General features: G+C 72.3%; 21 protein-coding genes. 8 read left to right on the forward strand and 13 right to left on the reverse strand.

Annotated features, from left to right (window positions below; genetic code table 11):
* Window positions 1–109: 109 nt before the first annotated feature.
* A complete protein-coding gene (locus ACMXN5_RS29610; protein ID WP_380001698.1) occupies window positions 110–1,333 on the forward strand; it encodes a beta-ketoacyl-[acyl-carrier-protein] synthase family protein in 1,224 nt (407 codons plus the stop codon).
* Window positions 1,334–1,734: 401 nt separating this feature from the next.
* Window positions 1,735–2,247: a GtrA family protein gene (locus ACMXN5_RS29615; RefSeq protein ID WP_439677810.1), complete on the forward strand. Its 513-nt coding sequence runs from the start codon at window positions 1,735–1,737 to the stop codon at window positions 2,245–2,247.
* A gap of 58 nt (window positions 2,248–2,305) precedes the next feature.
* Here ACMXN5_RS29615 and ACMXN5_RS29620 read toward each other — a convergent pair whose 3' ends face one another.
* On the reverse strand, window positions 2,306–2,755 hold the full coding sequence (locus ACMXN5_RS29620) for an RICIN domain-containing protein (RefSeq protein WP_439677811.1): 450 nt from the start codon (window positions 2,753–2,755) through the stop codon (window positions 2,306–2,308).
* Between the two features lie 258 nt (window positions 2,756–3,013).
* Between ACMXN5_RS29620 and ACMXN5_RS29625 the strand changes: the two genes are divergently transcribed.
* Together ACMXN5_RS29625 and ACMXN5_RS29630 are read left to right on the forward strand one after the other, a co-directional pair.
* Window positions 3,014–3,307 carry a hypothetical protein gene (locus ACMXN5_RS29625; RefSeq protein WP_439677812.1) on the forward strand — a complete coding sequence of 98 codons (294 nt, stop codon included), beginning with the start codon at window positions 3,014–3,016 and terminating at the stop codon, window positions 3,305–3,307.
* Entirely contained in the window at window positions 3,304–3,546 is a 243-nt protein-coding gene (locus ACMXN5_RS29630; RefSeq protein ID WP_439677813.1) for a hypothetical protein, read from the forward strand. The genes ACMXN5_RS29625 and ACMXN5_RS29630 overlap by 4 nt, the downstream gene beginning before the upstream one ends.
* A gap of 146 nt (window positions 3,547–3,692) precedes the next feature.
* Here ACMXN5_RS29630 and ACMXN5_RS29635 read toward each other — a convergent pair whose 3' ends face one another.
* The 4 genes from ACMXN5_RS29635 to ACMXN5_RS29650 all read right to left on the reverse strand — a co-directional run bounded on the left by ACMXN5_RS29635 (window position 3,693) and on the right by ACMXN5_RS29650 (window position 7,815).
* Complete coding sequence (locus ACMXN5_RS29635) at window positions 3,693–4,568, reverse strand: sigma-70 family RNA polymerase sigma factor (protein ID WP_395790109.1); 876 nt, start codon at window positions 4,566–4,568, stop codon at window positions 3,693–3,695.
* 120 nt (window positions 4,569–4,688) lie between these two features.
* A complete protein-coding gene (locus ACMXN5_RS29640) occupies window positions 4,689–5,117 on the reverse strand; it encodes an ATP-binding protein (RefSeq protein WP_395790107.1) in 429 nt (142 codons plus the stop codon).
* 417 nt (window positions 5,118–5,534) lie between these two features.
* Window positions 5,535–6,599: a zinc-binding dehydrogenase gene (locus ACMXN5_RS29645; RefSeq protein WP_439677814.1), complete on the reverse strand. Its 1,065-nt coding sequence runs from the start codon at window positions 6,597–6,599 to the stop codon at window positions 5,535–5,537.
* Window positions 6,600–6,648: 49 nt separating this feature from the next.
* Window positions 6,649–7,815, reverse strand: a complete 1,167-nt coding sequence (locus ACMXN5_RS29650) for an LLM class flavin-dependent oxidoreductase (protein WP_439677815.1) — start codon at window positions 7,813–7,815, stop codon at window positions 6,649–6,651.
* Between the two features lie 65 nt (window positions 7,816–7,880).
* Between ACMXN5_RS29650 and ACMXN5_RS29655 the strand changes: the two genes are divergently transcribed.
* Window positions 7,881–8,795 carry a PaaX family transcriptional regulator gene (locus tag ACMXN5_RS29655; protein WP_439677816.1) on the forward strand — a complete coding sequence of 305 codons (915 nt, stop codon included), beginning with the start codon at window positions 7,881–7,883 and terminating at the stop codon, window positions 8,793–8,795.
* Between the two features lie 17 nt (window positions 8,796–8,812).
* Here ACMXN5_RS29655 and ACMXN5_RS29660 read toward each other — a convergent pair whose 3' ends face one another.
* The 3 genes from ACMXN5_RS29660 to ACMXN5_RS29670 all read right to left on the reverse strand — a co-directional run bounded on the left by ACMXN5_RS29660 (window position 8,813) and on the right by ACMXN5_RS29670 (window position 12,243).
* The gene (locus ACMXN5_RS29660; RefSeq protein ID WP_439677817.1) at window positions 8,813–9,892 is read right to left on the reverse strand and encodes a hypothetical protein; all 1,080 of its coding nucleotides are present in this window, start codon (window positions 9,890–9,892) and stop codon (window positions 8,813–8,815) included.
* Window positions 9,893–9,929: 37 nt separating this feature from the next.
* A complete protein-coding gene (locus tag ACMXN5_RS29665) occupies window positions 9,930–10,655 on the reverse strand; it encodes a VOC family protein (RefSeq protein ID WP_439677818.1) in 726 nt (241 codons plus the stop codon).
* 163 nt (window positions 10,656–10,818) lie between these two features.
* Complete coding sequence (locus ACMXN5_RS29670; protein ID WP_439677819.1) at window positions 10,819–12,243, reverse strand: S41 family peptidase; 1,425 nt, start codon at window positions 12,241–12,243, stop codon at window positions 10,819–10,821.
* 285 nt (window positions 12,244–12,528) lie between these two features.
* On the opposite strand from ACMXN5_RS29670, the gene ACMXN5_RS29675 reads away from it, so the two are divergent.
* Together ACMXN5_RS29675 and ACMXN5_RS29680 are read left to right on the forward strand one after the other, a co-directional pair.
* Window positions 12,529–12,915 carry an ArsR/SmtB family transcription factor gene (locus ACMXN5_RS29675; RefSeq protein WP_439677820.1) on the forward strand — a complete coding sequence of 129 codons (387 nt, stop codon included), beginning with the start codon at window positions 12,529–12,531 and terminating at the stop codon, window positions 12,913–12,915.
* Window positions 12,912–13,973, forward strand: a complete 1,062-nt coding sequence (locus ACMXN5_RS29680) for a cation diffusion facilitator family transporter (protein ID WP_439677821.1) — start codon at window positions 12,912–12,914, stop codon at window positions 13,971–13,973. The genes ACMXN5_RS29675 and ACMXN5_RS29680 overlap by 4 nt, the downstream gene beginning before the upstream one ends.
* An 80-nt stretch (window positions 13,974–14,053) precedes the next feature.
* Here the strand turns inward: ACMXN5_RS29680 and ACMXN5_RS29685 are convergent, their stop codons facing one another.
* The 3 genes from ACMXN5_RS29685 to ACMXN5_RS29695 all read right to left on the reverse strand — a co-directional run bounded on the left by ACMXN5_RS29685 (window position 14,054) and on the right by ACMXN5_RS29695 (window position 17,026).
* Complete coding sequence (locus ACMXN5_RS29685) at window positions 14,054–14,788, reverse strand: type 1 glutamine amidotransferase (RefSeq protein ID WP_380002067.1); 735 nt, start codon at window positions 14,786–14,788, stop codon at window positions 14,054–14,056.
* Window positions 14,788–16,077 carry a MurT ligase domain-containing protein gene (locus tag ACMXN5_RS29690; RefSeq protein ID WP_126639915.1) on the reverse strand — a complete coding sequence of 430 codons (1,290 nt, stop codon included), beginning with the start codon at window positions 16,075–16,077 and terminating at the stop codon, window positions 14,788–14,790. The genes ACMXN5_RS29685 and ACMXN5_RS29690 overlap by 1 nt, the downstream gene beginning before the upstream one ends.
* A gap of 268 nt (window positions 16,078–16,345) precedes the next feature.
* On the reverse strand, window positions 16,346–17,026 hold the full coding sequence (locus ACMXN5_RS29695; protein WP_395790089.1) for a uracil-DNA glycosylase: 681 nt from the start codon (window positions 17,024–17,026) through the stop codon (window positions 16,346–16,348).
* Between the two features lie 165 nt (window positions 17,027–17,191).
* Here ACMXN5_RS29695 and ACMXN5_RS29700 point away from each other — a divergent pair, with 165 nt between their 5' ends.
* Window positions 17,192–17,401 (forward strand): hypothetical protein, encoded by a 210-nt coding sequence (locus tag ACMXN5_RS29700; protein ID WP_439677822.1) that lies wholly within the window; start codon window positions 17,192–17,194, stop codon window positions 17,399–17,401.
* A 462-nt stretch (window positions 17,402–17,863) separates the two neighbouring features.
* Here ACMXN5_RS29700 and ACMXN5_RS29705 read toward each other — a convergent pair whose 3' ends face one another.
* Together ACMXN5_RS29705 and ACMXN5_RS29710 are read right to left on the reverse strand one after the other, a co-directional pair.
* Window positions 17,864–18,238 (reverse strand): VOC family protein, encoded by a 375-nt coding sequence (locus tag ACMXN5_RS29705; RefSeq protein ID WP_439677823.1) that lies wholly within the window; start codon window positions 18,236–18,238, stop codon window positions 17,864–17,866.
* A gap of 155 nt (window positions 18,239–18,393) precedes the next feature.
* A complete protein-coding gene (locus ACMXN5_RS29710) occupies window positions 18,394–18,825 on the reverse strand; it encodes a hypothetical protein (protein WP_439677824.1) in 432 nt (143 codons plus the stop codon).
* Window positions 18,826–18,876: the final 51 nt, after the last annotated feature.

An 18,876-nucleotide genomic window follows, 5' to 3' on the forward strand; every position in this document is an offset into this window, starting at 1 on the left:
CGCCGACGTATCCCTGACAGCGTTGCGAGACAAGTGACCGGGTCGCGATCGTGCGCCGGTCGTCTGTGTCGCGTTTTGACAAGGCTTCGACTGAGCTGGGGTGCGTTGTATGTCGCTCGGCAGGACCGATGTGGTGGTGACGGGGATGGGTGCGACCACGCCGTTGGGCGGGGATGTGCCCTCGACGTGGGCGGCCCTGCTGGCGGGCGAGTCGGGAATCGGCGCGCTGACGGATCCCTGGGCAGCCGACCTACCGGTGCGGATCGCCGGGCGGATGAAGGTCTGCCCCGAGACTGTGCTCGACCGGGTCAAGGCCCGGCGGCTCGACCGCTGTCAGCAGGCCGCGCTGGTGGCGGCGCGTGAGGCGTGGCAGGACGCGGGCGCGCCGGCGGTCGAGCCGGAACGGTTCGCCGTCGTGGTCGGTACCGGCATGGGCGGCGCCATGACGATGCTCGCGCAGCACGACCTGCTGGCCGAGTCCGGGGTGCGCCGGGTGTCCCCGCACACCGTGCCGATGCTGATGCCCAATGGGCCGGCCGCGCAGGTGAGCATGGAGCTGGGCGCCCGGGCCGGCGCGTACACCCCCGTGAGCGCGTGCGCGTCGGGCTCCGAGGCGATCGCCTACGGCCTGGACCTGATCCGCCTCGGCCGCGCCGACGTGGTGGTCGCGGGCGGTGCCGAGGCGACGATAGGCGCGCTGCCCATCGCCGGCTTCGCGCAGGCCCGCGCGTTGTCCACGCACGGCGGCGATCCCGCGACCGCGTCGCGTCCGTTCGACGTCACGCGCAACGGCTTCGTGATGAGCGAGGGGGCCGCGCTCGTGGTCCTGGAGCGGGCCGAATTCGCGGCGGCGCGCGGTGCGTTCGTACACGCGTACCTGGCCGGCGCCGGGGTCACCTCGGACGCGAACCACATCACCGCCGGGTACGGCCCCGGCCAGGTCCGGGCGCTGCGGCTGGCGATGGCCGAGGCGGGCGTCACCGGCGCCGACGTGGACCACATCCAGGCGCACGCGACCTCGACCCCGGCCGGCGACGTGCTGGAGGCCGCGTCGATCACCGAGGCGATCGGTACGCACGCGGCGGTCACCGCGATCAAGTCGATGCTCGGCCACCTGTGCGGCGGCGCCGGCGCGATCGCCGCGGTCGCGGCGGTGTCGGCACTGCGCGACGGGGTCGTCCCGGCCACGATCAACCTGGACTCGCAGGACCCGGACATCGACCTGGACGTGGTCGCCAAGGAACCCAGGGTCGGCCCGCTCAACGTCGCGGTGGCCAACGCGTTCGGCTTCGGCGGACACAACGCGACGCTGGTCTTCACCTCGGCCAACTAGGTCCTGTCCGGCGGAACTTGGTGGATCAGGCCGCGTCGTCCGGTGCCGTGCATCGGCGTGCCGGAGAAGCAGCCGCATAGTGGTTCTATTCGGCTGTTTCTCCGGTGCGGCGAGGCGCGGTGCCGGGCGGCGCGGCCCCGCCAAGATCCGCCGGACAGGGCCTAGCGCCGGGCGACCCGGGGAGCGAGCGCTCCGATCGGCTTCGGTCGGGGCGCACTCGGGTGGCGGGCGCCTTCGGTAGGCGTGGCGCCCTCCGGTGGGCGTGGCGCCGGCGGTGAAAAACCCGGTGCGTCGGGGCTGTGTCTTCCGCCAGGCTTGGTTCTGTGTTTTTATCGAGAATCCCGCGTGCATCGAGCGAATCAGGAAGCTCGTTTGCCTCATTCGTTTCTAGGCTGAAGCCTATGAAGACCACGGGGAAGAGCAGCGCGGAGACCAGCGGCGAGGCGGCGGGCGGCGAGAGCGGGAAGTCCGGTCCGATCGCCGCGTTCGCGCGCTTCGTGGTCTTCGGCGGCGGTACCGGGATCGCCTCCTCCGGTGCGCTGGTCGTACTCTCCGGCACGATGCCGATCGCGGTCGCCAACGCGTTCGTGACCGTGGTCTCCACGGTGGCCGCCACCGAGCTGCACAGCCGGTTCACCTTCGGCGGCGGCCGGGCGGGGCTGCGCGCGCACGGGCAGTCCGCGCTCAGCGCGCTGGCCGCGTACCTGGTCACCACGGCCGCGATGCTGGGCCTGCACGCGGCGGCCCCGGGCGCGGGTGTCCTGGTCGAACAGGGCGTCTACCTGGGCGCGTCCGGCCTGGCCGGGATCGGCCGCTTCGTGGTGCTGCGACTGTTCGTCTTCACCCGCCCCGACGCCCGGCCCCGCCCGGCCGTGCCCGCGCTGGCACGCGCCCAGGTGGTGGCCGCGGCGTAGGGGCAGGCGCCTCGGGCGCGGCCGGTGCGGTTCGGAACGCTTCGGCGGCGGGCGCGGCTCAGCGTGGTTCGAACGTCCACCACTGCGACGGGTGGTCGGTGTCCTCCCACTGCCGTACGGCCCCGCCGACCTCCGTACTGCCGTCGGCGACCTCCAGCAGCAGGCCGCTGACGTAGTTGATCAGCGTGACCCGCCCCGCCTGTTCCGCGTGCTCCTCCAGGATCCACTCCTGCGCGCCGAAGTTGTTGGCCCGCCAGAGCTGTACGTAGGCCCCGTTCTCCACGGAGGCCCCGATCACGTCCAGCCGCTTCCCGGCGACCACGTGCTCCAGGTGATACACGGCCCCACCGGGATGGACCGCCAATACCCGCCAATGTTGCGCGGTCGTACCGTCGTCGGCCCCCTGCACCACCCGGGCCCCGCCCCCGGTCCGGCCCCCCTCGACCTCCAGCACGAGCCCACTGTGCACATTGCGCACCACGTACACACCCTCGCCGATTCCACCCACGCCGCGCTCCCGGACACCGTACAAACGATCTTGAACCAACCACCCTCCCACGCCCCACCGACACCCACCCCGCCGACCCGACGGGCCACGAGTTCGACTCCTTCCGGTTCGCCGTCCGCGAGCAGGACGTGCCCGAGATTCGACACGGCCGCGGTTGTCGAACTCGTGTGCGGGTAAGGCCCGGCGCACCATCCGGCGCGTGGTCCGCCCGGGTGCGCCGGCTACCGGTCATCCGGATCGCGATGCCACCCTGAAGGCATGGACCACGACCTTCGCGACCCCGACCGGCCGACCATCACCACCACCGTCGACGGCGTCCCCACCGAACTCCCCGGCACCCTGGTCGACATCCGCGCCGCCCTTCCCGAAGACCGGCGCGACGCCTTCGACAAGGAGATCGGCAACGCCCCCCTCAAGGACTTGGCCGCCATCGCCGTCCACTGGGCCATCCCCCCGGAGGAGCACGCCCGCATCGACGCCGACGCCGAGCGCATTCGCTCCGGCGACCTCACCGGAGTCGTCGACACCGACGGGAACCCGGTGGAGCCATGAGCAGCTGCTACGTGCAGTACTCCGACCGGGCCCGCAGCGAATACGCCGCCCTCTCCGCCTCGACCCGCCGCGGCTTCGACCGCGCGGTAGCCGGCATGGCCCGCGATCTCTACGCCCACGGCGCCGCCATCCGAGGCGACAAGGACCGGCGCTCGGCGTGCCTCGCGGGGGTGATCACCGAGTACGAGATCAGCCGCGACGTCCTGGTGGTCACCATGCTCAAGGTCGTCGGGATCTGATCCTCGCGGGCGTTGGTCGTTTCGGTCAGGGAGACGGGAAGGAGTTGTTGAGGACGACGGGGACCGAGGAGCGTCCCGCGCGCACGTGGGGGATCGACGTCGTGGAACAGCGGTTCGATCTGAAGTGGTGAACGCAGAGGGCGGCTTCACCCGTCCAGCAGCCGCACATCCGTGTCGCGCAGGTAGGCCGGGTCGGACAGCAGGTCGATGCCGACGATGCGGCCGCTCGCGATCATGAATCCGAAGACGACCCTGGGTTCGCCGCCCGGTGCCCACGCCAGGCCGGCGATGCCGTCGAGCAGGGCGGGCCGTGCGGCCTGGGCCCGGCCGGAGAAGGTCTCCGCCACCGCCGCCGCGCCGCGTACCTCGGCCATGGCGCCGACCGCGATCGCCGCCGAGTCCGCGCGCAGCACCACGTCGGGGTCGAGCAGGGCGAGCAGTGCCTGGAAGTCGCCGCCGCGCGACGCGGCCAGGAAGGCGCCGACCACCTCGCGCTGCCGGGTGGGGTCCACCTCGAGGTCACCGGGCGAGCCCTGGACCCGGCGGCGGGCCCGACTGGCCAGCTGCCGGGTCGCGGTGGGCGTGCGGTCCACGATGGGCGCGATCTCGTCGAACGGCAGCGCGAACATGTCGTGCAGCACAAAGGCGAGCCGTTCGGCCGGGGCGAGCGTCTCCAGGACGACCAGCAGCGCCATACCGACCGAGTCGGCCAGCATCGCCTGGTGCTCGGGGTCGTTTCCCTCGGCCGTGCAGACCGTCGGGTCCGCGACGAACGCCTCCAGCGGATCCTCGCGGCGGGTCCGGCGTGAACGCAGCATGTTCAGCGACACCCGGGCGACCACCGTGGTCAGCCAGCCGCCCAGGTTGTCGATCTCGCGCACGTCCGTACCGCTGAGCCGGATCCACGTGTCCTGGACCGCGTCGTCGGCCTCGCTGAACGAACCGAGCATGCGGTACGCCACCGCGCGCAGGTGGGCCCGGTGTTCCTCGAAGCGGCCGGCAAGGAAGTCGTTCTCGTCCATCGGTCTCACATTTCCGTGGTGTCGTGTCACCGACATGACCGATGGGAGCGAGGCGATGTGACGGAACCGACGGTCGAGTCGGCCGGCGAGGCCCCGACCCGGCCGGCCCCGCGCGGGGGCTCAGCGCAGCGGCAGGCACACCCACACGGTCTTGCCGCCGGCCGCGTCCGGCTGGATCCCCGCGTATCCGCCGGCCTCCGCGACCAGCGTCTTCACGATCAGCAGGCCGCGGCCGCTGTCGTCGTCGACCGTCTCCACCAGGGCCTTGGGGCAGAACGGATGTCGGTCGTGCACGCCGACCTGGAGCGCCCCCTCGGCCGTGCCGCGCACGGTCACCGCGATGGCGGGGGTCAGTACGCCCGCGTGTCGGATCGCGTTGGTCACCAGTTCGGAGACCACCAGACGCAGGGTGTCCACCAGATCGCCGTGGGCGGGCATGCCCCACTCGACGGCGATCGCGACGACCTTGCGACGGGCCGCGGACACCTCCGCCTCGTGCGGCGGCAGGTCGAATCGACACACCGGGTGGGCATCGTTGAGCACGGTCATGCCGCGCCTCCCGAACCGGTGGCGGTCACGTGACGGACGGACACGGCGCCGTTGCGGCGCCTGGTGTGGCTCATGATGTCCCCGATGGCGGGTGTACGGAACTTCCGAGGGAATTCCCTCGGAGCGTACCGATTCCGACGCCCGCCGCGTCCAGTTTGCGACACTTCCACACCTCCGTCGGCGGGGCGTTCGGGGGCGCGCGTCGGCGAAACGCCCTGGCGAGCGCGCCGCCCACGCACAGCGCGCGCCAGGGGCGGCCGTCCCGGGTCCACCCTTACGCGTGATGCGTGTTCCGCGCGCCCACCGCTCCGCGGGCGAGCGGGGACGGGGCGCCCACCGCTTCGCGGACGAGCACGGACGAGCACGGACGAGCACTGACGGGCGCCGACGAGCCCGGTGCCCGCCGGTCGGCGTTCGTCACGCCTCGGGTGGATGCACCTCCGTACCGGCCAGGTGCGGGCGCACCAGGACCTTGACGTGTTCGTCGGGCCTGCCGAGGGTGTCGATCGCCGCGGCCACCCCCTCGAAGCCGACCTGACCGGTGATCAGCGATGCCGCGTCCACGCTGCCGGCGGCGATCCGGGCGAGGGTCTTCGGATACTCCTCGGGCGGATAGGTCAGGCACATCTTCACCGTGAGGTCCTTGTAGATCCCGACCACCGGTCGGAAGGTGTCCTCGGTCATGCACACCCCGATCAGCAGCACCGTGGCGCCGCGGGGCGCGGCGTAGGTGATCCGGTCGAACATGCCGGCCTTACCGGAGCACTCGAAGATGGTCAGCGGTTGCCCCGGCTCGGCGTCCTCGCGCCACGCGTCGAACGGATCGCGCTCGGCCGGGTCGACCACCACGTGCGCGCCGAACACGCGGGCGAGGGCGCGCCGGCGCGGCGAGGGTTCGGAGACCACGACGGGCGCGACGCCGCGTTCGATCAGACCGGCGATCGCGCCCAGGCCGATCGGGCCGGCGCCGATCACGATCGCCGCGCCGCCGCGTTCGGCGCCGGAGCGGGCCACGTTGCCGAAGCCGACGGCCAGCGGCTCGGTCAGCGCCGCGACGTGCGGCGGCACGTGTCCGGGCACCTTGACCAGCGCCGCGGCCTGCATCACCATGCGCTCGCCGAAGCCGCCCGGGAAGGTGTTGGAGAAGCCGATGGTGCGCAGTACACCGCCGCCGTCGAGCGCCCACGGCAGCCCGACCACCACCTCGCCCGGCTCGAACCCGGTCACCCCCGGGCCCGGGCGCACCACCCGCGCGGCCAGTTCGTGGCCCATGACCAGGTCGGCGTCCGGGTCGAACACGAACGAGGGGGTGTCCGAGTCGATCGAGGCCCGGAGGAATTCCGCGGTGTGCTTGTACGCGGACAGGTCCGAGCCGCAGATCCCGCAGGCCACCGTCTCCACGAGGACCTGACCCTCGCCGGGTTCGGGGGCCGCGATGTCCTCGACGGTGAACGTGCCGCCGCGCAGTACCGCTGCTCGCATGATGGGCGTCTCCCTGGACTTCGGGTGGATGGGGTTCGGGCGGGGTCGGTCAGGACGCCGGCGGGGTCATCGCCGCCACGACCGCTTGGCGCAGCGCGCCGATGAAACGTTCGCTGTTCTCGTTCGTCCAGGCCATCGAGGCCTGCCGGGGGCGGTTGGCGCCGGTGAAGTGCGGCACCACGTACTCGGCGAACAACTCGTAGCTGCGCCACTTGTCGGCGGGCCGGGCGATCGGCAGGTCGAGCAGCAGCAGCGTGCCGAAGCCGCCGGAGCGCTCCGCCATCGCGGTGATCCGCTCGATCGCCTGCGCGGGAGTGCCGATCATCGCGACGCCGAAGGTGGGGAAACCCTCGCCGGTCCACTGCGCGATCGCCGCCTCGGGCGTCGCCCCCCACGGCATGGTCATCCCGGACAGGCCCTGGATGTAGTCGACGAGGTGGTGCACCCCGTACTCGGCCTGCTCGCGCGCCGCCTCGGCGGTCTCGGCCAGATGCATCGGCACGACCAGGCGCCAGCGTTCGCGGTCGGCTACATGGCCGTGCTCGGCGCAGGTCTTGGCGTAGACGTCCCAGTTGGTCGCCAGCGCGGCGAAGCCGGACGGGTCGGCGGCGGCGAGCGAGAGCAGGCCCATGCCGTGGGTGCCGGCCTGGACCGATCCGGAGGGGGAGACGGTGGAGGCGCACACGGTCTCGATGCCCGCGCGGGTGTACGGGCCCAGGTGCAGTCGGGCCTGGTCCAGGGTGAACCAGTCGGTCCTCATGGTCACCGTCTCGCCGCGCAGGAGCGGGACGATCGCGGCCAGCGCCTCGGCCATCATGCTCCGCTGGCGCATCGGGTCGATGCCCATCATGAAGGCGTCCGAGGCCAGTTGGCCGGGCCCGGAGCCGAACATCACCCGCCCGCGCGACTGTTGGTCGAGTTGCACGATGCGGTCGGCCAGGACCAGCGGGTGGTGGTACGGCAGCGAGTTGACGCCGGTGCCGAGCCGGATCCGGGTGGTGCGTTCGGCGGCGGCGGCGATGAACACCTCGGGGGAGGCGATGGTTTCGTAGCCGGCCGAGTGGTGCTCGCCGATCCACGCCTCCTCGAAGCCGAGGGCGTCCAGGTGCCCGACCAGGTCGAGATCGCGGCGCAGTTGCAGCGCGGGGTTGCCGTCGATGCCGTGGTAGGGCGCGATGAACGCGCCGAAGCGGGTCGGTGGGGCGGCCTCTGACACGTGCGGGCCTTTCGTCGGACGCGTGGCGCACTTTCATAGGACACAAGAACGTGCTTGGATGAGTTATGTCCTACATGGAGGATGGCGAGGAAACAAGGGGCGCGAGCGGGACGTCGGCCGGGTCGACCGCGGCCACCTCGACCGGCCCGCGCACCCGGCGCACCGCCGACGGCGGGCCGAGTGCGCGCACGCTGCTGCTGACCGTGCTGGGGGAGTACGTGCGCTGGCCGGGGCACGACGGGGTGTGGTCGCCCACGGTGGTGGCCGCGCTCGACACGCTCGGGGTGCCGGAGGCGGCGACCCGGCGGGCGATCACCCGGCTGAGCGGGGAGGGGTGGCTGCTTGCCCGGTCCGAGGGGCGCTACACCCGGCTGACCCTCGCGCCGTCGCTGTATCGCCTGCTCACCGGCTGGACCGAGCGGCTGGCCCGGGCGACCCGGGAGACGCCCTGGTCGGGGCAGTGGCAACAACTCCTGTTCCGCCCACCGGCGGCGCTGCGGGAGGCGCGGGCGGTGGTCGAGGAGCAACTCGCCTTCGAGGGCTTCGGCGACCTGGGCCGGGGGGTGTGGATCGCGGCCGACCCGGGCGGGGTGGACGCACTGCGCGCGCTGATCGCCGAGCGGGGCCTGTCGGCACACGCGACGTGGATGACGTCGACCGTGTGCGACGCCGCGCGGGAACGGGCGCTGGTCGAACAGGCGTGGGACCTGGCCGCGGTGCGCACGATCCTGGACGACTTCGTCGCGCGCTTCGCCGACGCGCGCGCCGACTCCGACGAAGCGGCCTTCGTCCTGCGCACCCGCATGGTGCACGCGTGGCGCCGGACCTTCGAGCGCGACCCGCGCCTGCCGGCCGCGCTCCTCCCGCTCGACTGGCCCGGCGGCACCGCGAACGACCTGTTCATCACCACCTGGCGGCGGATCCACACCCCGGCCGCCCGCTGGTGGGCCGCGCTGGACCGCGACCCGAGACCGTCCTGACGTCGGTGGATTCGGTTTTACGGCGCCGACGCGGTCCAGCGGTGGAGGGATTCGGTGTCCCTGTCGTACGTGAGCCAGGTTCCGTCGCCGAGGGGGCATACGTAGCCGGCGATCGGGCCCGTGGGGTAGGTGACAAAACCGCGGACAGCGAGGGTTCGAGCGTGCAACAGCCAGTGTCGGACGGGGCGTTCCTCGTCTTCGTCGGCGTCGACCGTGGTGGCGATGACCGTGTCGGCGTCGACGAAGCCGCAGCCGTGGTCCCACCGGGACGGACACTCGTCGTCGTCCGATTCCGGGACTCTCTCGGCGAGCACCGCGCCGTCCAGGGCGTGGAGACGCAGGTCGGCGCCGTGGTGTTCGACGGTCAGGAAGCCGTCGTGACCCGGGTGGACGTCCGTCAGGATGCGGTCCATGTCGTCGTTCAGGTCCCACCCGGTCAGCTTGTCGCCGTCCAGGCGGGCCCAGTGCAACAGGATGCCGTCCTGGCCCATGCCGATGCAGAGGCCGACGTGGATTCCGTCCGGGTGGGAGAGGTGGTGTGAGCCGGCGGCCGCGCTGTCCTCCAGCCGCATGCGGGCGAGTTCCCGTCCGTCCCGGGCGTCCAGGACCACCCAGCACTCGTGCCAGTCCTTCCAGTCCACGTCGTGTCCGCCGAGCACGACGTGGGCCCAGACGTGTCGGCCATCGTCGGAGACGTGGCAGGAGCCGCTTTCGAAGCCGTGGCACACCTGCTGTTCGTCGCCTGTGTGGGTGTGACCGAACTCCGGCCCCCAACAGCTGTGCCGGTACTCCCACAACCGCTCGCCGTCGGCGCCCACGGCGGTCACGGCACGCTGACCGGAGAACACCGCGAACGACGCGTCGGGGCTCAGCGCGTCGATGCCGTTGCCCCACCCGGGCCACGGAACGGGGAAGACGGCGATCGGGGCAAGCTCCCCGGCGAACAGTTCGTCCAGGTCGTAGACCTCCAACTCGTGCCCGTTCCGGAGCATGCCGCGAGGCGACCCGCTCCGATGCTTGTTCAGGGCGCAGCCGCTGATCAGGGCCCCGCCACCCGGCAGCCGGGCCGAGTCGCGCAGGTGTGCGGTGATCGACATGCCCGGAAAGCTAGCGAACGCCGACGACAGGCGGCTATCAGGACCGGCGCAGGGTGAATTCGTTGCCGTCGGGGTCGATCAACAACACCCGGCCGGCGGCGTCCTCGGCGGCGTCGGGGCGCGTCGCGCCGAGCGAGATCAGCCGGGCGATCTCCGCTTCCCGGTCGGCGTCGGCGGGCAGCGCCAGGTCGAGGTACAGCCGGTTCGGGCCCGTCTTGGGCGCCACCGGGGGGCCGCCCCACGTGATCTTCGGGCCGCCGTCGGGGGATTGGATCGCGGTCTCCTCGTCGTGGTCCCAGACCAGCGGCCACCCCAGTGCCTTGCTCCAGAAGTAGCCGACCTCCCGCGTACCGTCGCAGGAGAGCGCGCCGATGCGGCCGGGGCCGGTGTCGGAGAGGAACCTGTTGCCCGCCGCGATGACGCAGAACTCGTTGCCGTCCGGATCGGCGAGCACCACGTGGGTCTCCTCCGGGAGTTGGCCCACGTCGAGGTGCCGGCCGCCCAGCTCCAGCGCCCGCGCCACGGTCTGCGACTGAACCTCCGGGGAGGCGCTCGTCAGGTCGAAGTGCATACGATTCCGGCCGATCCTCGGCTCCCGACTCGGTAGGAAACGCACCCGAAACCCGGCGGGATCGGGCGACAGGATCGCGACCTCGTCCGCACTGTCGGTGCCCGCCTCCCACCCCAGGATCTGCGACCAGAACCGCGCCAGGCCCGTCGGGTCGGTCGCGCGGAAGCTGACGGCGAACAGTCGACTGGTCATATTTCGTGCATCTCCGATCCACCGACGGTCGTTTCCACGCCCGTCCGAGCCCAAAACGTGCAGCCTAGGCGCGACGCACGACTCTCGCATCCGAGTTTCCGTCACGCGCGTGGGACCTGCGCGCGTACCAGGCGGCGCAGGTCCCGAAGGGGGGAAGGCGGGGTCAGTTCGTTCGGCTGCGGAGTTCGGCCGTCGCGCGGTCGAAGGCGGAGTCCTTGTGGTGGGTGAACTCCTCGTCGGTGAAGACCGGTTCGGTGATGTGCGGGGGGATTCCCGTGCCGTCGAAGGTGCGGCCGTCGCGGGTGCGGAAGACCTCGTTGGGAAGGCCGAACTGCCAGCCGTTGGGGAGGGCCCGGTCGAGGACGTCGGAGAAGACGCCCTGGGTCGCCTCGCCGATGCGGACGGTGTGGCCGGGGCGGTTCATCAGGGACTGGGTGAAGGTCTCGCCGGCGCTGACGGTGGAGCCGCCGGTCAGGACCGCGAGCGGGCCGGTGTAGTGCGGCACGCCCGGGGTGGGGCGGACCTGGATGGGCTGGGCGCGGGTGAAGCGGGTGGGGTCGAGGGGGTCGTTGCGGGCCTGCTTGGCGTAGGCGAAGTAGGGGCGGTCGGTCAGGCGGGCGGCCAGGTTCAGGCCGAGGTTGTCCGCGCCGCCGCCGTTGACGCGCAGGTCGACGATCAACCCGCGCAGTCGCCCCACCCGTTCGGTGGTCAGGATGGAGTTCAGCGCCCGGTCGAGTTCGGCGGCGTTGACGGTGTAGCCGCCCTTGGGGTCCTCGACGTAGCCGAGGAACCCGGAGACGCGCAGGTAGCCCTGGCCGTCGGGCAGGTCCGTGTAGCTGATCCGACCCTGGCCGTACTCGGTCAGCGGGTGGTCGGCGCCCAGGTCGCGCTCCTGGATGTACGCCTTGATCCTCGTGTCGAGTTCGGGCGTCGGGGCGGTCGTGCCGGGGCGGGCCTCGGCGAAGAAGCGGTTCGGGCCGCCGCTCAGGTACAGGTGCGCGTCGTCGAGCGGGTCCAGCATTTCCCGGAAGATCGCGAAGAGTTCGTCGTCGGTGGTGTTCGGGCCGACCCGGGGCCGGTAACGATCGCCGACGGCCTGCCAGTCGACGCCCTTGGCGGCGAAGAACGGGTAGTTCTCGGCGAAGGTCCGCCAGAAGACGTCGAACGTGGTGCGCGGGTCCCCGGGCAGGGGGCGGGAGCAGGCCGCCGGCAGGGCCGCGACGCGGCGCAGGTTGCGGTGGTCCGGTGCGTCGGTGAACCGCAGCGTGGCCTGCCTGCGGTTCGGGTTCACCCGTACGGCGAGGACGCGACTGTTGTCCGCCTGGTAGCCGATCGTGTCGCCGTCCACCGTCGCGCGGGTCGCGGTCGAGCCCTTGAGGCAGCTGATCGCGGTGGTGTCGTACTGCTGCAGCGTGCCGTTCTCGATGGTCAGCACGGTGCCGTAGCCGTCCACCTGCCAGACGCCGTCCTGGTGGGGTGACGGGCGCTCGCGAGGCGCGGTGTCGGCCGTTGCCGAGGCGATGCCGGCGGTGGTGGCGAGCAGGGTGGCGGCGGCCACCGTGGCACAGGTGCCGAACAGCTTGGTCATCGTGGTTCCTGTTCCGATGCGGTACGAGCGGGACGAGCTCGGGTCGAACGATCGAATCGGTGCTTTCTTGCGTGCACCAGAATCGGCCGGCTCCGGGGTGGCGCGACATCGCGCGAGCCGGTCTGTCCGGGGTGGGGGTAACCCCCGATCGGCCCCGTCCCGCTTGCGAACGCATACCCCCTGCCCCTATGTTTTGTGCAGGTGTTCGTATGAAGATCTATTCAGACGTTACGATGTCGAAGCCGACCCGAGGTGGCATATGGGAATGACGACGGAGGCGGCCCGATGGCGCAGCCGGTGAACGCCGATCTGGTGGACTCGGTGCGGTCGCGGCTGCCCGACGGCGCGCACCTGGCCGAGACGGCCGACGTGTTCGCGCTGCTCGGCGACCCGGGGCGGTTGACCCTGCTGGTGGCGCTCCTGGAGGGCGAACTGTGCGTACGCGACCTCGCGGCCGCGTGCGGGCAGGGCGAATCGGCCGTCTCCCACCAGTTGCGGCTGCTGCGCGCACACCAGGTGGTGACGGTGCGCCGGGAGGGGCGGCTGGCCTACTACCGCCTCGCGGACGCCCACGTGCGCCTGCTTCTGGACGTGGCGTTGGCGCACATCGGCCACGCCCCGGCCACCGATCACATCGGCTGCGCGACCGAGATCCCCGGAGGACCCCGATGAGCACCCGCGACCACGACCACGGCGCCCCGGGCGGGCCCGGGACCACCGAGCCGGTCCGCGGCCCCGGCGTCGGCGATCACGACGACGCGGCGCACGCCGGGCACGACCACGGCGGCGGCAGCCACGCCGGGCACTCGCACGGCGTCGCCGCCGACGCCGACCGGCGCTACCTGACCGCCGCGCTCGTCCTGATCGGCGCGTTCATCGTCGTCGAGGTCACGGTCGGCATCCTGGCGAGTTCGTTGGCCCTGATCACCGACGCCGGCCACATGGTCACCGACGCGTTCGCGATCGGTCTTGCGCTGGTGGCGATGCGCCTCGCGGCCCGGCCCGCGCGGGGGCGGTGGACGTACGGCTTCAAGCGGGCGGAGATCCTGTCCGCCCAGGTCAACGGCATCACGTTCCTGGTGCTCGCGGTGTGGTTCACCTACGAGGCGGTGCGCCGGCTGATCACGCCGCCCGACGTCGAGGGCGGCCTGGTCATCGTGACTGCCGCGGTCGGCATCGTGATCAACGTGATCGCGGCCTGGCTGATCTCCAAGGCCAACCGCTCCAGTCTCAACGTCGAGGGTGCCTACCAGCACATCCTCAACGACCTGTGGGCGTTCATCGCCACCCTGGTCTCCGGCATCGTGGTGCTCACCACCGGCTTCGCCCGCGCGGACGCGATCGCGTCGCTGGTCGTGGCGGCGCTGATGCTCAAGTCCGGCATCGCGCTGGTCGGCGAGTCGTGGCGGATCTTCCTGGAGGCCGCCCCCACGGGCGTCGACCCGGACGCGGTCGGCGCCGACCTGGCCTCGGTCGAGGGCGTCACCGAGATCCACGACCTGCACATCTGGACCATCACGTCGGGCTTCCCGGCGCTGTCCGCGCATGTCCTGGTCGAGCCCGGCGACGACTGCCACCGGGTCCGCGACCGGTTGCAGGAACGGTTGCGCGAGCGGTACTCGATCACCCACACCACGCTCCAGGTCGACCACGCCGACCCGACGGTGTTGTCCATCGGCGCCACACGCGGCCACTGCGAGGACCCGCACGGGGCGGTACACACGCCCTGAACGGGCGCCCGCCGAGGGCGACACGCGATCGGGCCCGCATACCTCGACGGTATGCGGGCCCGACGCAGGTGCGGGGTGGGTCAGTTCGAGGCGGCGGCGCGCACGGTGCGCAGACGCTCCGAGCGCAGCTGCTCGTGCCAGTGGTCGCCCAGCGGGGTCAGCGGCACGCCGGTGGCCCAGGTGAGCAGCAGGTCGGCCAGCGCCGGGTTGCGGGACATCACCGGACCGTGCATGTACGTGCCGATCACCCGACCCGCGTACGCGCCCTCGGTGCCGTCGCCCGTGCCGTTGCCGTTGCCGTGGGTGACCCTGGCCAGCGGCTTGGCGCCGGGGCCCACGTACGTGACGCCCTGGTGGTTCTCGAAGCCGGACAACACCGGTAGCCCGAGCGCCGGGTCGACCTCGGCCAGCACCTCGCCGACGCAGCGCTTGCCCGGCGCGCCGCGTCCGGATCGCACGTCGAGCAGACCCAGGCCCGCCTCGGGCTGGTCCAGGTCGTCGATGAACTCGGTACCGATGATCTGGTAGCCCGCGCAGACCGCCAGCAGTGCGGCGCCCGCGCCCACCGCCGTGGCCAGGCCCGGGTCGCGGCGCAACCGCTCCGCGGCCAGGCGCTGCGGCCGGTCCTCGCCGCCGCCGATCAGGTAGATGTCGCCGGAGGTGGGCACGGGCTGGTCGGAGCGTACGTCCACGCGCTCGACCTCGATGCCGCGCATCAGCGCGCGCCGCTCCACGATCAGCGCGTTGCCTTGGTCGCCATATGTGCTGAGCAGGTCCGGGTAGATCCAGACCAGGCGCAGCCTGCTCTCACCGATCATGCCTGTGCCGCTTCCTTGATCGTCTTGCGCAGCTGTTGGAACGCCGTGTAGTTGGCGATGACCTCGATCTGGCCGGGCGGGCAGGCCGCCACCGCCTGGGCGGCCGTCTCGAAGACCTGGAACTGCAGGCCCGCGACCTCCAGGCGGACCGCCAGGTCCAGGCGGCGCTGACCGAGGACGAACAGCGGACGGCCGGCGAGCTGGGTGAAGTCGACGTCCCAGATCCACGAGGTGTCCTTGCCGTCCGCGTCCAGCGCGTTGACGGACAGGATCACCGGCGTCGGCGGCGGGTTGATCAGCGAGAACGTCTCGACCCAGCCGGCCGGGTTCTTCGCCAGCAGGAGCCGCAGCTTGCGGCCCATGTAGTCGACCACGTCGTAGCGACCGGCGACGGCCGTGACGTGCTTCATCCGCTCCAGGGCGGCCTCGACGGGCACGCCGAACAACGACGCTATGGCCGCCGCGGTGACCGCGTTGGCCCGGTTGGCCCGGCCGGGCAGCTGCAGGTGCAGCGGCCAGATCCGCCCGTCGGGGTCGACCATCTGCTCCCCGGCGAGCGACCACGTGGGGGAGGGGCGGCGGAAGTCGCACTGCGAGCAGAACCAGTCGTCGCCCGGACGCTGCATCACGCCACCGCACTGCGGGCAGGACCAGGAGTCCTCCTGCCAGGTCTGCCCGGCCGCGACCCAGAGCACGTCCTTGCTGGACGACGCGGCCCACACGATCAGCGGGTCGTCGGCGTTGGCGACCACGATCGCGTCGCGCCCGCGCAGGCCCTCGCGCCACTTCTCGGCGAGCATGCGGGTCTCGGCGGCCCGGTCGAGCTGGTCACGGGAGAGGTTGAGCAGCGCGATGGCCACCGGGTCGGAGTCGCGAGCGACACCGGCCAGGTACTTCTCGTCGACCTCGATCACGCCGTAGCGCGCCTCGTCGCCCGCGCCGGCCAGCGCGGAGGTGATTCCCGCAGGCATGTTCGCGCCCAGCGCGTTGGACACCACGGGACCCGCGGCGCGCATCGCCTCGGCGACCAGACGCGTGGTGGTGGTCTTGCCGTTGGTGCCGGAGATCAGCACCACCTGCAACCCCACCGACAACTGCGCGAGCAGGTCCGGGGCGAGCCGCAGCGCGAGCTTGCCGCCGATGACCGAGCCGCTGCCCTTGCCGGCGCGCCGCGAGATGGCCGCGGTCACCCGACTCGCGGTGATCGCCAATTTGGAACGCGGCGGCAACGCCTCGGGGGAGCGCCGCGGCGCGGCCCCCTGGCCGGGAACGCTATTGCCTGACATCGAAGAAGGTTCCTCCAAGCGACGGCCCCGACCGGCGGTGGCCCATGACCGGGTGTACCGGCCGCCACCCTATCGAGATCATCCGCCCTTCCGTCGCCGGCGACGGTGTGTACGGGATGTGTATGAGAGGGGACGCCCGGGCCGGTCGTCGCGGTTGCGGTCGAGCCGGTCGGCGGGGCGGGTGTTCCGCCACGGTCGGCCGGACGGTCGGCGGCGCGTTCCGCGTTGGCCGCGCCTGGGCGGTCCGCCCTGCGCCCGATCCGCGTCCCTACGGCAGCCGCCAGTCGATGGGTTGTGCGCCCTGGGCGACCAGGAGGTCGTTGGTGCGGGAGAACGGACGCGAGCCGAAGAAGCCGTAGTCGGCCGACTTCGGGGACGGGTGGGTCGACTCCACCACCGCCGCGCCCGGACCGAGCAGCGGCCGGGCGTTGCGCGCCTCGCGGCCCCACAGGATGCTCACCAGCGGCGTGCCGCGCTCGCCGAGCGCCCGGATCGCCTGCTCGGTGACCTCCTCCCAGCCCTTGCCCCGATGCGCGTTGGAGCGCCCGGGGGCGGTGGTCAGGGATCGGTTGAGCAGCAGTACGCCCTGCTCGGTCCACGGGGTCAGGTCGCCGTTGGTCGGCAGCGGCACGTCCAGGTCGCGGTTCATCTCGGTGAAGATGTTGATCAACGACGGCGGCAGCGGCCACACCTCGGGGGCGACGGCGAAGCTCAGTCCCACCGCGTGCCCGGGGCCCGGGTAGGGGTCCTGGCCGACGATCAACACGCGCACATCCGCGAACGGCTGCATGAACGCCCGCAATACGTTCGCGCCCGCGGGTACGTAGCGTCGCCCCGCGGCGATCTCTCCTCGCAGGAAGTCGCCCATGGCGGCGATGCGACCCGCCACCGGTTCCAGGGCCTTGGCCCATCCTGCCTCGACAATTTCGCCCAACGGCCGCGCCACCATGGGAGTTGAGCATAGGGCAAACGGGTGACACGACCCGCACGCCGACGTTCCGGTCGGCGACCGCCCGCGACGGGCGCCGCCGCAGACCGTCGGGGCCGGTCGGATCGCGGCCGGCGCGGCGGCGCGGGCGGAGCCGACATCACGCCGGACCGGCCGTCTGCGCGGATGTCGGCGTCGACCGGGCAGGGCGTGCTCAGGATGTCGTCGTGCCACGACATCAGTTGCGGCGGGAAGCCGCCGAGGCCGCGTACCCCGCCGGAGAGCACCGCGCCGGAGAGCACCGGGCCGGAGAGCACCGCCTCCGCATGCTGCGCCCGATCCGCCTCGAACGCCGTCGCGGCCCGGGAGGCGTACGGGGTGACCGCGATCGTGTGATAGGCGCGCAGCAGACGGCCGAAGTGCCGCAGACCGGCTGCTTCGCCATCGACCGGCGCCGCCGCCCAAGTCGGCAACGGCCGTTTGCCGGGCGCCAGTTGGGCCGGTTCGGCGGCGATCGTGGCGGACCGGGTGGCCAGTACCCGGGCGATGCCGGTGTCCAGGTCGCCGGCCGTACCCGGAGGCACCAGGAAATCGGGGAAGGGCTCGGAGCGGGGATGGAGCCGGGCGAGTTCGCGGACCGCCCGGGTCGGGTCGGCCGACCCCAGCGCGGCGCACACCTCCTGTCGCCACGCGGCGAACACGAGGCCCGGCTCCCGGCTTCGCAGGAGATGCAGGGTGAACGCGATCTCCCACGTCGGGTCGAGCCGATCGGCCAACCGCAACCGGTGCGGATCCCTCGAAAGGTTTGCATCGGGGTGCAAGGGCCGGGGCCGAGGCGGGTCGGGCCGGTTCGGTCGCTCAGGCCGGGGACATGACCTCGTACAGGTTGCCCGAGTCGTCGGCGAAGAACAGGCCGCGCGGGCACAGGGGATGGTCGATGCGGCCGTTGGTCCGGTCGCGAGGGCTGCTGCCGTACGGGATCCCGGCCGCGCGGATCCGGGCCAGGATCGCGTCGAACGTGTCGGGGTCGACGTCGAAGGCGAGATGGTGCCCCCCGGCGCCGGGCACGGTCATGAAGTCGAGCGTGAGCTGCTCGTTGACCCGCACGGGGGCGAAGTGGCCGTCGGCGCCCGCCGGGGGCAGTTCCTCCAGGCCCATCACGGTGGCGAAGAACCGGGCCGCGGCGCGGTGGTCGGTCGCCGGGACGATGGTGTGGTTGAGGCTGACGGCCACGGTGGGGTCTCCTCGGGGTCGAGCCGGGATCCGTGCGATGAGCGGCCGACCGCGTCGTGGACGACGGCCGTTCGGGACGGGAACCCGGCGTGGCGGATGCGGTACGGAGGACGCCGACGCGACGGAGGCGGTTGCGGGTGATGGGCCCGGGGGGCCTACTCGGGGACGACGGGGAGGATGCCCTCCAGGGCCTCGGTTTCCCCGCCGGCCAGGGACAGCGCCACCGCCACCTCGCACGCGGCCAGCGCGAACACCGCGCCCACCCACGTGCGTTCCGCCGGGGTCAGGCGCCGCCATTCGAGCGCCCCGCCCGCCCCGTCGACCAGATCCGACGCCGCCGCGAACCAGCCCCACTCGGCGGTGCCGCGCCCGGAGGCCAGCGCCCGCAGTACACCCGCGCCCAACAACACGTCGCGCGCGCCCAGACCGCGGCCGAGCAGCGACGCCTCGCGGGCCGCCGTGGGCCGCAACCACACCCCGCCCCGCGGCGCCACCAACGACACCACCCCGGCGGCCATCCGGCCCGCCGCCAACACCGTCGCCACGCGTCCGGCCGACCCGGATATCGCGCCCGAAACCGCCACCACTGCCCCCGATCGAAACCTGTCTGTATCCCCGGCCCATCCGACCGGCGGCCC

It is taken from the genome of Embleya australiensis (genome assembly GCF_051903075.1).
GTDB lineage: Bacteria > Actinomycetota > Actinomycetes > Streptomycetales > Streptomycetaceae > Embleya.

Excerpts from the sequence above, each read along its gene's own strand:
- ACMXN5_RS29680 (WP_439677821.1), top strand. The coding sequence starts at position 12,912 with ATGAGCACCCGCGACCACGACCACGGCGCCCCGGGCGGGCCCGGGACC.
- ACMXN5_RS29625 (WP_439677812.1), top strand. The coding sequence starts at position 3,014 with ATGGACCACGACCTTCGCGACCCCGACCGGCCGACCATCACCACCACC.
- ACMXN5_RS29670 (WP_439677819.1), bottom strand. The coding sequence starts at position 12,243 with ATGACCAAGCTGTTCGGCACCTGTGCCACGGTGGCCGCCGCCACCCTG.
- ACMXN5_RS29655 (WP_439677816.1), top strand. The coding sequence starts at position 7,881 with ATGTCCTACATGGAGGATGGCGAGGAAACAAGGGGCGCGAGCGGGACG.
- ACMXN5_RS29645 (WP_439677814.1), bottom strand. The coding sequence starts at position 6,599 with ATGCGAGCAGCGGTACTGCGCGGCGGCACGTTCACCGTCGAGGACATC.
- ACMXN5_RS29635 (WP_395790109.1), bottom strand. The coding sequence starts at position 4,568 with ATGGACGAGAACGACTTCCTTGCCGGCCGCTTCGAGGAACACCGGGCC.
- ACMXN5_RS29615 (WP_439677810.1), top strand. The coding sequence starts at position 1,735 with ATGAAGACCACGGGGAAGAGCAGCGCGGAGACCAGCGGCGAGGCGGCG.
- ACMXN5_RS29630 (WP_439677813.1), top strand. The coding sequence starts at position 3,304 with ATGAGCAGCTGCTACGTGCAGTACTCCGACCGGGCCCGCAGCGAATAC.
- ACMXN5_RS29640 (WP_395790107.1), bottom strand. The coding sequence starts at position 5,117 with ATGACCGTGCTCAACGATGCCCACCCGGTGTGTCGATTCGACCTGCCG.
- ACMXN5_RS29700 (WP_439677822.1), top strand. The coding sequence starts at position 17,192 with ATGTCGGCGTCGACCGGGCAGGGCGTGCTCAGGATGTCGTCGTGCCAC.
- ACMXN5_RS29660 (WP_439677817.1), bottom strand. The coding sequence starts at position 9,892 with ATGTCGATCACCGCACACCTGCGCGACTCGGCCCGGCTGCCGGGTGGC.
- ACMXN5_RS29695 (WP_395790089.1), bottom strand. The coding sequence starts at position 17,026 with ATGGTGGCGCGGCCGTTGGGCGAAATTGTCGAGGCAGGATGGGCCAAG.
- ACMXN5_RS29665 (WP_439677818.1), bottom strand. The coding sequence starts at position 10,655 with ATGACCAGTCGACTGTTCGCCGTCAGCTTCCGCGCGACCGACCCGACG.
- ACMXN5_RS29675 (WP_439677820.1), top strand. The coding sequence starts at position 12,529 with ATGGCGCAGCCGGTGAACGCCGATCTGGTGGACTCGGTGCGGTCGCGG.
- ACMXN5_RS29690 (WP_126639915.1), bottom strand. The coding sequence starts at position 16,077 with ATGTCAGGCAATAGCGTTCCCGGCCAGGGGGCCGCGCCGCGGCGCTCC.
- ACMXN5_RS29610 (WP_380001698.1), top strand. The coding sequence starts at position 110 with ATGTCGCTCGGCAGGACCGATGTGGTGGTGACGGGGATGGGTGCGACC.